The 11,947-nt window shown below is 35.3% G+C and carries 11 protein-coding genes; 10 read left to right on the top strand and 1 reads right to left on the bottom strand.

The window, feature by feature from the left end; genetic code table 11:
- Nucleotides 1-40: 40 nt before the first annotated feature.
- The 9 genes from D1J36_RS05705 to hemE all read left to right on the top strand — a co-directional run bounded on the left by D1J36_RS05705 (nt 41) and on the right by hemE (nt 10,102).
- Nucleotides 41-370, top strand: a complete 330-nt coding sequence (locus D1J36_RS05705) for a hypothetical protein (protein ID WP_154137557.1) — start codon at nt 41-43, stop codon at nt 368-370.
- 130 nt (nt 371-500) lie between these two features.
- Nucleotides 501-2,108 (top strand): fumarate hydratase, encoded by a 1,608-nt coding sequence (locus tag D1J36_RS05700; RefSeq protein ID WP_154137556.1) that lies wholly within the window; start codon nt 501-503, stop codon nt 2,106-2,108.
- An 88-nt stretch (nt 2,109-2,196) separates the two neighbouring features.
- Nucleotides 2,197-2,469, top strand: a complete 273-nt coding sequence (locus tag D1J36_RS05695) for a hypothetical protein (RefSeq protein ID WP_153935816.1) — start codon at nt 2,197-2,199, stop codon at nt 2,467-2,469.
- 162 nt (nt 2,470-2,631) lie between these two features.
- Nucleotides 2,632-4,887 (top strand): inorganic phosphate transporter, encoded by a 2,256-nt coding sequence (locus D1J36_RS05690; RefSeq protein WP_154137555.1) that lies wholly within the window; start codon nt 2,632-2,634, stop codon nt 4,885-4,887.
- A 145-nt stretch (nt 4,888-5,032) separates the two neighbouring features.
- Nucleotides 5,033-6,097 carry a DUF4407 domain-containing protein gene (locus D1J36_RS05685; RefSeq protein WP_154137554.1) on the top strand — a complete coding sequence of 355 codons (1,065 nt, stop codon included), beginning with the start codon at nt 5,033-5,035 and terminating at the stop codon, nt 6,095-6,097.
- Nucleotides 6,098-6,204: 107 nt separating this feature from the next.
- Nucleotides 6,205-7,482 carry a glutamyl-tRNA reductase gene (gene hemA / locus D1J36_RS05680; protein WP_154137672.1) on the top strand — a complete coding sequence of 426 codons (1,278 nt, stop codon included), beginning with the start codon at nt 6,205-6,207 and terminating at the stop codon, nt 7,480-7,482.
- A complete protein-coding gene (gene hemC / locus D1J36_RS05675) occupies nt 7,457-8,377 on the top strand; it encodes a hydroxymethylbilane synthase (RefSeq protein ID WP_154137553.1) in 921 nt (306 codons plus the stop codon). The genes hemA and hemC overlap by 26 nt, the downstream gene beginning before the upstream one ends.
- 12 nt (nt 8,378-8,389) lie before the next feature.
- Complete coding sequence (locus D1J36_RS05670) at nt 8,390-9,049, top strand: uroporphyrinogen-III synthase (protein WP_154137552.1); 660 nt, start codon at nt 8,390-8,392, stop codon at nt 9,047-9,049.
- 27 nt (nt 9,050-9,076) lie between these two features.
- Entirely contained in the window at nt 9,077-10,102 is a 1,026-nt protein-coding gene (hemE, locus tag D1J36_RS05665) for a uroporphyrinogen decarboxylase (RefSeq protein ID WP_154137671.1), read from the top strand.
- 87 nt (nt 10,103-10,189) lie between these two features.
- On the opposite strand, the gene D1J36_RS05660 is transcribed toward hemE, so the two are convergent.
- Nucleotides 10,190-10,600, bottom strand: coding sequence for a BrxA/BrxB family bacilliredoxin (locus D1J36_RS05660; RefSeq protein ID WP_004916385.1), 411 nt, complete (start codon nt 10,598-10,600; stop codon nt 10,190-10,192).
- A gap of 274 nt (nt 10,601-10,874) precedes the next feature.
- On the opposite strand from D1J36_RS05660, the gene D1J36_RS05655 reads away from it, so the two are divergent.
- The gene (locus tag D1J36_RS05655) at nt 10,875-11,945 is read left to right on the top strand and encodes a hypothetical protein (protein ID WP_014937561.1); all 1,071 of its coding nucleotides are present in this window, start codon (nt 10,875-10,877) and stop codon (nt 11,943-11,945) included.
- Nucleotides 11,946-11,947 lie beyond the last annotated feature (2 nt).

Below are 11,947 nucleotides of genomic sequence, written 5' to 3'. Positions count from 1 at the left end.
AAAAAGGAGAGATTTTATTAAGTTTTAATGATTTAGTATAATGAAAAAAGCAATTTTATACGCTATTGTAATTACTACCATCAGTTTTCTAAGCAACAAGTTTATTAACGGACAAGAGCCTGCCGTAGCATTATATTATGGCTTTGCATTCGGATTAGCATGGGGCATGGCATTCTTTCTAGACCGCCCAGATTATAGCTTGCCCAAAAAACTAGGGATTTCGTTTATTGGTATTGGGTTACTTTTGGGGATAGGATTTCTATTCTTTAATCCTATGATTGCAATCCCTTCCGTACTTAGGTTTTCTATTGTTTTTGTGGCTTATTTTCTACTGGCAAGTTTTAGAAATTCCAAAAGTTTAAGGAAATAATTATTTAGAACTGATATAAATTTACACCTCTCTCAGTAAAAATGTAGGAAATCATCCCCTTATTCTTTCATTAAAACCATTGCTATTATTATTTTTACGGAAAATTGTATAACAGCTAAAAAATATAATAATGGAATTTCATTACCAAGAACCTTTCCCTATCCTAAAAGACGACGCACCTTATAAAAAACTTACTTCCGAGTATGTAAAAGTGGAGAAATTAGGCGATAGAGAAATTTTAACCGTAGACCCTAAAGGACTAGAACTTTTAGCAGAAAATGCTTTAGCAGATGTTTCTTTTATGCTACGCCCTACCCATCTACAAAAATTAAAAAACATTATTGACGACCCAGAAGCTACCGATAACGATCGCTTTGTAGCGTACAATCTCCTTCAAAATGCTGCCGTTGCCGTGGAAGGTGCATTACCGTCTTGCCAAGATACAGGTACAGCAATATGTGTTGCAAAAAAGGGGGAAAATGTTTATACTGGCGTAAATGACGCTGAATGGATAAGTAAAGGGATTTACAACACCTATCAATCTAAAAATTTAAGATATTCTCAGATTGTACCTCTAACAATGTTTGAGGAAAAGAATTCTGGCTCTAACCTTCCTGCACAAATAGATATTTATGCAAACAAGGGCAGCGAATATCATTTCTTATTCTTAGCAAAAGGAGGCGGCTCTGCCAACAAGACTTTCCTTTATCAAAAAACCAAATCACTACTTAATGAGAAAAATTTAGAAGCTTTCGTTAAGGAAAAAATAATGGATTTAGGAACAGCTGCCTGTCCGCCGTACCATTTAGCTCTTGTTATTGGGGGAACTTCAGCGGAAGCTAACTTGGCTGCTGTAAAGAAAGCTAGTGCAGGTTATTATGACAATCTCCCAACGGAAGGTAATATGGGTGGACAAGCCTTTAGAGATTTAGAATGGGAAAAGAAAGTACAAGAAATTTGTCAGAAAAGTGCTATTGGGGCACAATTTGGTGGAAAATACCTTACGCATGATGTAAGAGTGATCCGTTTACCTCGCCACGCAGCAAGTTGCCCTGTAGGCATGGGGGTATCTTGTTCTGCAGACCGAAACATAAAAGGAAAAATCACTAAAGATGGTATCTTTTTGGAACAATTAGAAGAAAATCCAAAAAAATTCTTACCAGAAACGCCACCTCATCTAGAAGCTCCTGTAGAAATTGACCTTAACCGCCCAATGAATGAAATCCTAGCTGAGCTTTCTAAATATCCTATCAAAACAAGATTAAAACTTAAAGGAACTCTTATTGTTGCTAGAGACATTGCACATGCTAAAATAAAAGAGCTTTTAGATTCAGGTCAGCCAATGCCAGAGTACTTTAAAAATCACCCTATCTACTACGCTGGACCAGCTAAAACTCCAGAGGGAATGCCATCAGGAAGTTTCGGACCAACAACCGCAGGAAGAATGGACCCTTATGTAGATGAATTCCAAAAACATGGCGGAAGTATGATTATGCTGGCTAAAGGTAACAGAAGTAAAGAGGTAACAGATGCTTGTGCTAAATACGGTGGTTTCTATCTAGGCTCTATTGGTGGTCCTGCAGCAATACTTGCCAAAGAGAATGTTAAATCTGTGGAAGTGGTAGATTTCCCTGAGTTAGGTATGGAAGCTGTGAGAAAAATAGAAATAGAAAACTTCCCTGCATTTATCATCACTGATGACAAGGGTAACGATTTTTTCTCAAGCATTGCACACTAAATTAAAATGAGTATAAATTAAAAATTAGCATAGATTTCTTTTGTGGAAAGAGAAATTTATGTTAATTTTGCCTAAAATATTTAAGACAATGATGTTATCAGCATTTTGGCCGTTTTATCAGTTCCTTTGGACTATTTATTTCTTCACCATGATGATGGCGGGGTTTTGGTGTATCATGATGTTCGCAACTTACATTGTGCCTCTATGGCTTACAGAAGGTCTATTGGAATATTTCGGAAAAACTAAGCCTTTTGACCCTGAAGAAGTGAGATATAAAAAGCTTTACGAGCAAGAAGGTGTTGAGGTAATTTACAAAAGACCTCTAGGTGATGTTGTAGAAACACATACTAGCCACCACTAATAATCTTTGACCAAGTTTACAGACAAACATACACATTTACTTAGATAGATGTGACAGATTACGCTTCCGTTTTAGGAAGCGTTTTTTGTTATATTAAATTTAATTAACATTAAATATTAATTCCAAAAAAATTCTTAGAATTGCCCATAAAAGCAAAAGAAAATGGAGTATTTTATTTTTGTTATTATTCTACTTTTTGTACTAGCCATTGCAGATTTAATTGTAGGTGTAAGTAATGATGCTGTTAATTTTCTTAACTCAGCTATTGGTTCTAAAGCCGCTCCTTATAAAACTATTATCATTACAGCTATCATTGGTGTAATTTTAGGCTCCGTGTTCTCTAGCGGTATCATGGAAATTGCTCGGAAAGGTATATTTTATCCTCAACACTTTACTTTTGATATTATCCTTATCATCTTTCTAGCAGTTATGCTAACTGACATTATACTTCTAGATATATTTAATAGCCTAGGACTTCCTACCTCTACCACAGTTTCCATTGTGTTTGAACTATTGGGAGCAGCCTTAATTAGTGGTATTTTATTTTCCATGGCAAAAGATGATAAAATAAGTGAGATAGGAAAATACATCAACTTTGAAAGCACCTCTAATATTGTTTCAGGTATATTTCTATCCATACTAATAGCTTTCACGGCTGGAGTAGTTATACAGTATCTTTGCAGGCTATTGTTTACTTTTCAATATGAAAGTAAATTAGAAAAATATGGAGCTTTGTATTCGGGAGCTGGGATTACTTCCATTGTCTATTTTCTTCTCATAAAAGGGCTTAAAGGTACTACTATCATCAGTTCAGAATCTAGAGATTTCATAAATAATCATACTTGGACTATATTGGGAACTATATTTTTAGTAGCTACCACTATCTTATTCATACTACAAAAACAATATAAAATAAACCCTCTCAAAATAGTAGTTTTAGCTGGAACTTTTTCTCTTGCTATGGCTTTCGCTGGAAATGATTTAGTAAACTTTATAGGCGTTCCTATCACAGGTTTTTTAGCGTTTAATCATTGGAAAGAAACAGGAATCCCTGCCAACGAACTTTACCAAGATTATCTAGCTAGTAACGATGTTATTGTACCTAATTATATGCTCATTATAGCAGGGATAGTGATGGGGCTTACTATATGGCTAAGTGCCAAAGCTAAGAAGGTTACAGAAACGGAAGTTAATTTAGGCAGACAAGACGAAGGCGATGAACGGTTTAAACCCAATGCCATTTCACGAAGCATCGTTAATTCTTCTCTAGTTTTGGGTAATATTTTCAGTGTTATTATCCCTACTTCTATTGCAAAACGCTACAACAAAAGCTTTGAAAAAAGTAAAATAGAAGAAGCCACTGTTGTGCAAGAATCTCCTGCCTTTGATTTGGTAAGAGCTGCAACCAACCTTATAGTTGCTTCTATACTTATTGCATGGGCAACTTCTATGAAACTACCCCTATCCACTACCTATGTATCTTTTATGGTGGCTATGGGTTCCTCTTTGGCAGATAAAGCTTGGGGAAGAGAATCTGCGGTGTATAGAGTTGCTGGTGTGTTGTCTGTAATTGGTGGTTGGTTTATCACCGCATTTATTGCATTCACAGTATCTGCCTTATTTGCTTTTATTCTTTATAAAGGTGGAGAAATAGGTACATATATATTAGTAGCTTTGGTATTTACCTTTATTATAGCTTCTCAGATTTCATTCAGCAAAAAAGAAAAAAAAAATAAAACAGCAGAAGATAAATTCAGCATACTTGACCAAGAAGACCTTAATTTAGTAGAAAAATACCGTTCTCTAGTAAGTTCCGTAATTTCCGAAATTGCTCAAAGTTACGATGATGCCATTAACGGACTAAGACAAGGTGATATGGCAAAGCTAGAAAAAGCTCACAAAACAGTCTTAGATTTAGAGGAACATGGCAATAAATTAAAATCTAAAAGTATAAAATACATCAAAGGGCTTACCTCTGGAGACCGTGATACTTCCGAAGTACTGCTCCTTAGTAGTGATTTTATCCAAGACCTTACACAATCTACCAAATCACTAAGCAACGAGTGTCTTTTTTATGTTAAAAATCTACATCAACTTACTGATGTTGAGTTTATGAAAGAACTTGATATTCTAGAAACAAAAATGAATCAGTTTTTCAATCATATCTTAGTCTCTTTAGAACAGCCTGAAAGCGAAAGTCTAGATGAAATTAAAAAGCTGAGAAATGCTGTAAGAGCTCATATTAACGAAAAACTAGAGGGACAGATAGGCATCATTAGCAAAATCAAGCCTAGCACTAAACAAGGTATTCTCCAAACCAGCGTTTATCTCCAAAGTAGAGACATACAGGCAGTTCTTATGCGTATTTCCAAAATGTTTTTAAAATTATATGATAAAAAAGGCGTTACGATACCATAAACATTAAAAATCAAATATTTTTTACAGAAAACCTCAACAGCATATGCTTCTGAGGTTTTTCTTTTTTTACTATCACTTTATTTCAAACATAATTGTAACATAGCACAGATTTTGAATACTTATTGCAAAAGTTTATCAATAAAAAATGAAAACAAAACTTCAGAAGCCACTATCTACAAATCATAAAATAAATGGGTTGCAATATTTTCTACTTATTTGTAGTGGTGCTAACATTCATATTTTGAAAAAAACGCCTAGCGAATGGAATAAATTTTCTGGAATAGGAGGCATCGTCTTTTTTACAGCAGTTTTTGCCACATTATCGGCTGGATATGCTATCTATACCATTTTTGACAACTTCTACATTTCCCTCATATTTGCTTTAATTTGGGGCTTAATGATATTCAATCTTGACCGATACATTGTATCTTCTATAAAAAAGACAAGTTCTTGGTGGCAACAAATTCTAATGGCAATTCCAAGATTGATATTAGCAACTTTTTTAGGTATCATCATCTCTAAACCTTTGGAATTAAAGATATTTGAAAAAGAAATCAATAAACAGCTCAACACCATTATCCAAAGGAATAAGAAAGAGCTTCAACAAGAAATGCAAAGCAGAATTTTAGCTCAAAGTTCGCCTTTTGAAACCGAGAAAAAACAAATTCAAGAAAAAATATTAACCTACCAAAAAGCTTACGATTCGGCATCTGTGGAGTTAGAGAAGGAGGTGCTTGGGAAATCTTCTGCCCTTACCAGCGGAAAAGAAGGCTTTGGTCCCAACGCTAAAAGAAAATCGGAACTCAAAGAACAACGCCGATTAGATTTAGAAAATTACCAAAAACAAGTTGCCCCTCGCTTAGAATATTTGGATAAAGAAATATCAAAAGTTTATTCTAATGTAGAAAAGGAACGTCTTCAAACCGAAGATTCAGAAAACAGATTTAATGGTTTTGCAGCAAGACTTCAAGCACTAGATGAACTAGGAGAAAACTCTCCCATCATTGCTGTTGCAGCGATGTTTATTATGGGATTGTTTATCTGTCTAGAAATTTCCCCTGTTTTAGTGAAACTTATCTCGGGAGTTGGCCCTTATGATTTCTTACTAGAGAAAAACGAAAACGAATTTAAAGTCTATGTCAAAGAAAAAATAGCGAAAAACCAAATAGCTTCAGAAAAAAGGTTAGATGAGTTTAAAAATAAACTTTAGGTAAAACCTACACTAAATAATCAGTAAAGAAAATTTAGTTACTTTACCCTGAATTAAAGTTTTTACTAAACCAGAAAAAAACTGTAAATTTGCAGTCTTATAAACTTATGCACTCCCACAATAGCCCATATAAGACTGCACACTTCACTGTACTTAGTATTAGCTTTGAAAAGGCTGATACAGAGACTCGTGGTAGGTTTGCTTTTTTTGATGAACACATACAAGATTTTGTCAATAAAATTCATGAGAAAAATATGGGTGATGCTTTTGTGGTTTCTACATGTAACAGAACAGAAATCTACACCACTACCCATAACTATATGTTTGTAGCACAGCTTTTTTGTGATATTGTAGGCGTAGATTTAGTAGAATTTATAAAATACTGTGAGGTCAAAAAAGGAGAAGATGCCCTCAATCATCTTTTTCGCGTAGCGGCAGGTTTAGAAAGCCAAATATTAGGCGATTTTGAAATTATTTCCCAGATCAAAAAGGCTTATTCTAGATTTAAAACTTACAAAAGAACTACCAACTCCTATATGGAGAGAGCCATTAACTATGCCATTCAAATTTCAAAAAAGATTAAAAATCAAACAGGAATTAGCAATGGTGCGGCTTCGGTTTCTTATGCTGCGGTACACTATATCCTTAACCATAAAACGCAACTTCAAGATAAAAACATCTTGCTTTTAGGAATAGGCGAAATTGGACAAAATACGGTAGAAAATCTTATGAAGCACCTCTACCGTCCAAAGGTTAAAATAGCTAACCGAACCCTACAAAATGCCAAAATAGTAGCTGATAAATTTGAAATTCCGTACACCGATTTTTCTAATATTAAAGAGGAAATTTCTAATACAGACATTCTAATTGTAGCTACTGGAGCGTCTAAGCCTATTATTAACAAAGAGGATTTACCAGAAGGTAAAGAAATGTTAGTCATAGACCTTGCTATCCCTCATAATGTAGATAAAACCGTAGAGGAGCTTCCTTTGGTGGAGCTGATAGATGTGGATAAACTTTCTGAAAAAATACAGGAAACCATAGAAATCAGAAGAAAAGAAATCCCTAAAGCAGAAAGGATTATCAAGGAAATGGGAAAAGAGTTTTTAGAGTGGGAAAAGAAAAGAAAATACACTCCTAATATCCTTCATTTCAAATCTTCTTTAAAGAAAATAGAAGAAAACGAGATGCACCATTTCTATCGTAAACACAAGTACATAGGTATAGAGGATATGGAGCTAAGCAATAAAATTATCCAAAAAATCACCAACAGATTTGCAAAGTTCATCATAGATAATCCAATGAAAGCAGAGGAAATCTCTAAGCTAATGAACGATATTTTTGTACAACAACCAATAGATGAGTTTAATGAAAAACACCATTAAAATAGGCACCCGAAATTCACCTTTAGCTTTATGGCAAGCTAAAGAAGTAGCAACAGCTTTAGAACAAAAAAATTATGCTACCGAAATTGTACCTATAGTTTCATCTGGTGATAAAAACTTAACTCAACCGCTTTATTCTTTGGGCATTACTGGTGTTTTCACTAAAGATTTAGATATTGCCCTACTCAATAAACAAATAGATATAGCAGTACATTCTCTTAAAGATGTCCCTACACAGCTACCTCAGAATATAGAGCTGATAGCCTACTTGGAAAGAGACTATCCGCAAGATGTATTAGTAAGAAGTAGCAACGCTAAAGACAAACCGCTGGAAGAACTCAAAATAGCGACTAGCAGCCTTCGTAGAAGAGCCTTTTGGTTAAAACAATTCCCAAATACTGAATTTTCGGATATTAGAGGTAATGTACAAACCCGACTGCAAAAACTAGAAGACGGCATCGCAGATGCAACGCTGTTTTCTTTAGCTGGTCTTAAAAGAATGGCATTAGATATTCCGTACGAACATTTACCTTTTATGATTTCGGCTCCCTCGCAAGGGGTGGTTACCGTAGCAGGACACACTGATAATACCGAAATCAACGAAATTGTGAAAACCATCAACCACCATCAGACCCAAGTATGCGTGGAAATAGAACGCCAATTTCTAAACAGATTAGAAGGCGGTTGTACAGCACCAATCGGAGCTTTTGCAGAGTTTAATGAGGAAGAAATTAAATTCCAAGGGAGATTATGCTCATTGAACGGAAAAGAATGCCTTGAACTTAACGAAACTTTTGCGTGGAAACAAGGAGGAAACTTCGGTAATGAACTCGCCGATAAACTCCTCGCCAATGGAGGTAAAGCCATAATGGACCAAATTAAAAAAGAACTTTAAAACTCTTTTTTAATGGCTAGTTCTATTCTCTTGACTAAGAAAATCAATCCTGAAAAACGCCAACTCCTGTTAAACGAAGGACTAGAGGTTGATACCAAAGATTTTATTAGAATTAAATTCATCAATACCGAAAAGATTAGTCTGCGTAATAAAACATTTATATTCACTAGTGCAAATGGGGTGGAAGGCTTTTTTAAAAACGGTTTTGATGCACCTCATTCATCTGTGATTTGTGTAGGTGGCAGAACTGAAAGCAAACTTGCAGAAAAAGGCATCAAAACTCTACATACGGCTAAGAATGCCGAAGAATTAGCCTCGTTTATACTTCAACAGCAATGGGATAATTCTGATTTTGTTCACTTTTGTGGCAACCTTGCATTGGATACTTTAGAAAAAAGCCTCACTAATCACAATGCGAATTATATAAAGAAAATAGTTTACGAAACCGAACTTCTATACCCTACTCTTAACAAAAAATATGATGCTTTAGTTTTTTTTAGTCCAAGTGGAGTTCGTAGCTTTGTAAAAAATAATTCTATAACCGATGAAATGGTCTTTTGTATAGGAAATACCACCGCTTTGGAAGTGGCAAAATACACCTCACAGAAACCTATAATTAGCACCAAGCAAAACCTCAACGATTTGCTTAGTCTAGTAAAATCGGTAGTCTAACCAACTTTAAAAATGAATAAAAATATGATGATAAAGAACGATTTATATCTAAAAGCTTTGCGTGGAGAGTCGGTAGAAAGACCTCCTGTATGGATGATGCGACAAGCAGGAAGATTTTTACCTGAATTTCGTGCCTTGAGAGATAAGTATGATTTCTTCACTAGATGCCAAACACCAGAATTAGCATCGGACATTACTTTAATGCCTATTAAGAGATTTCCGCTAGATGCCGCTATTTTGTTCTCGGATATTTTAGTAGTGCCTCAAGCGATGGGCTTAGATTTCCAAATGAAAGAAGGTGTGGGACCTTGGCTAGAAACGCCTATAAGAACTAAGGAACAAGTGGAAGCCATAGAGATACCTGATGTTAATGAGCGTCTGGGCTATGTGTTTGATTCCATAGAACTTACACTACAAAAACTAGATAATGAGATTCCGCTTATAGGCTTTGCAGGAAGCCCTTGGACGATACTTTGCTACTGTATAGAAGGTAAAGGCAGTAAAGCCTTTGATGTGGCTAAGTCTTTCTGTTTCCAACACCCCGAAGCGGCACATTTGCTGTTACAAAAAATTACAGATACTACCATTGCTTATCTTAAAAGAAAGGTAGAGAAGGGCGTGTCTGCCGTTCAGATATTTGATTCTTGGGGTGGTATGCTGTCTCCAGAAGATTATCAGGAATTTTCGTGGCAGTACATTCAGCAGATTATAGAAGCTCTTAGCCCTTTAACCCACGTGGTAGTATTTGGTAAAGGGTGCTGGTTTGCATTGGAGGAAATGACACTTTCTAAAGCCTCTGCTTTGGGAGTAGACTGGACCATCACTCCTGAATTGGCAAGAACTTACACCAATCATACGATGACACTGCAAGGTAACTTTGACCCTGCTCGTTTGCATTCGACTCCAGAAACCATCAGAAAAATGGTAGATAATATGATACGCCGATTTGGTAAAGACCGCTACATTGTGAATCTAGGACACGGTATCTTACCTAATATCCCTGTAGAAAACGCGGAGGCGTTCATCCGTGCAGTGGTAGATTGGAAAGAATAGAAATTATTTCAATAAAATATTATTCAATAGAAAAAAGAGCTATACTAAAAAGTACAGCTCTTTTTCACTTATTTAATTTACTATTTTTTAGCAATATTCTTCGTATGCCGCTTGTAGATTAGCTGCAATAGCTTCTGCCGGATTGCCCTCTATGTGGTGTCTTTCTATCATATGCACCAATTCGCCGTCTTTGAACAAAGCCACACAAGGCGATGATGGTGGGAATGGCGCCAAGTGTCTTCTTGCCTCCACGACTGCCTCAAGGTCAAACCCCGCAAAAACAGTTACCAAATTATCTGGTTTTTTATCTCCATTTAGAGAGTACAACACCCCTGGTCTAGCAGCCCCCGCCGCACAACCGCACACCGAGTTCACCATAAGCAATGTAGTCCCAGAAGCCTTCAGAGCCTCGTTTACCAGTTCGGGAGTGGTTAAATCTTTAAACCCGTTATCTGTCAATTCTGCCTTCATCGGCATTACTAATTCTTGTGGATACATAATAATTTCTTTTTATTTGGCTACAAATTTAAACAAATATTATTTACCAAACGGAAAGCCCCCGCAGGAATGTGGCGGATAAAAAAACGAATACCTCCTTAAAGTATAGAAACTAAATTGGGACTCCACCAGCTATTACAGATTAAAGATAAGCTACTAAATAACCGTGTGAAAACGAGTGAATTTTAAAACACGCCATTATAAACTTATACTTTGAAGCATTGGTCTATTTTCACTAATTTTGTTAAACGATAATTCTAATTATTCTATCGTTATGAAAGATTTAACCAACTCAAGCATTGAAAGAAAAAATATACTAAACAACAACCAAGCTATCGAAGAGATTTACAAAAATTTGGGGTTTTATGGTCTTATGTTTGAAAACAAATATCGGTTTACTAAAAATCAGGTGGCAAAGTATTTTGATGTTGATATCCGAACTATTGATAGAATTTTGGAAAATCACAAAGAAGAGCTTAACCATAGTGGATATGAAGTCTATAATGGTATCAAATTGAAACAATTTAAAGAGCATATTTTATCTTTCTTAACTAAAGACGATGGTAACGACATTGATGTCGTTACCATAAAACAATTATATGAAAATGAGATAGATAATTTGAACAAAACTTCCGTTCTAGGGACCTTTACCTATAAAGCATTTCTAAATATTGGTATGCTCCTAACAGATTCGGAAAACGCCCAAAGATTAAGGTCTATAATTCTGGATATTGTAATTGATTTTCTGAACAAAAAAATCGGAGGAAAAACAAAATTCATCAATCAAAGAGAAGAAGAATTTATCCCAAGTGCAATCCGAGAGTACAACTACAGGCAAGAGTTTACAAACGGACTTGATGAGTGCATCGTAAGTAACAAGTTTAAATATGCCCAATTAACCGATAAGATTTACAAAAGCATATTCAAAGAAAACGCAAAAGAATACAAACAAATACTAAACTTAAACGCAAAAGACAGTATAAGAAGTACCCTATATTCTGAAGTCTTAGACTTAATTGCATCATATGAAAATGGATTTTCGGACTATTTAAAAAAAGAATTTAATAAACTAAATAGAAAACTCACCTTGTCCGAAGCTCATCTTCTATTCAATGAATACGATACCTTAATGAGTTCAACACTGCTGCCATTAAAGGAGAAAGCAAGAAGCCTGATGGCGTCAAGAGATTTAGCATTTAGAGATGCCCTCCACGAAAAACTAAAAGAATACATTTCTGAAGTAAGCTCTGAAGACTTTGAAAAGTTTTTAGGCGAAAATAGCAAGTCTTTAGAAGAAAGATTAGAAGAAAACAAAGAAGTATTCATAAGACTAAAAGATAGATAATT

It is taken from the genome of Riemerella anatipestifer, assembly GCF_009670965.2.
Classification (GTDB): domain Bacteria; phylum Bacteroidota; class Bacteroidia; order Flavobacteriales; family Weeksellaceae; genus Riemerella; species Riemerella anatipestifer_B.
The sequence above is the reverse complement of the archived record's forward strand: the minus strand, read 5'-3'. Positions and strand labels throughout refer to the sequence as shown.

Coding starts and splice junctions, on each gene's coding strand:
- hemE (WP_154137671.1), top strand. CDS start 9,077: ATGATAAAGAACGATTTATATCTAAAAGCTTTGCGTGGAGAGTCGGTA.
- D1J36_RS05670 (WP_154137552.1), top strand. CDS start 8,390: ATGGCTAGTTCTATTCTCTTGACTAAGAAAATCAATCCTGAAAAACGC.
- D1J36_RS05700 (WP_154137556.1), top strand. CDS start 501: ATGGAATTTCATTACCAAGAACCTTTCCCTATCCTAAAAGACGACGCA.
- D1J36_RS05690 (WP_154137555.1), top strand. CDS start 2,632: ATGGAGTATTTTATTTTTGTTATTATTCTACTTTTTGTACTAGCCATT.
- D1J36_RS05660 (WP_004916385.1), bottom strand. CDS start 10,600: ATGTATCCACAAGAATTAGTAATGCCGATGAAGGCAGAATTGACAGAT.
- D1J36_RS05695 (WP_153935816.1), top strand. CDS start 2,197: ATGATGTTATCAGCATTTTGGCCGTTTTATCAGTTCCTTTGGACTATT.
- D1J36_RS05705 (WP_154137557.1), top strand. CDS start 41: ATGAAAAAAGCAATTTTATACGCTATTGTAATTACTACCATCAGTTTT.
- hemA (WP_154137672.1), top strand. CDS start 6,205: ATGCACTCCCACAATAGCCCATATAAGACTGCACACTTCACTGTACTT.
- D1J36_RS05685 (WP_154137554.1), top strand. CDS start 5,033: ATGAAAACAAAACTTCAGAAGCCACTATCTACAAATCATAAAATAAAT.
- D1J36_RS05655 (WP_014937561.1), top strand. CDS start 10,875: ATGAAAGATTTAACCAACTCAAGCATTGAAAGAAAAAATATACTAAAC.
- hemC (WP_154137553.1), top strand. CDS start 7,457: ATGAGTTTAATGAAAAACACCATTAAAATAGGCACCCGAAATTCACCT.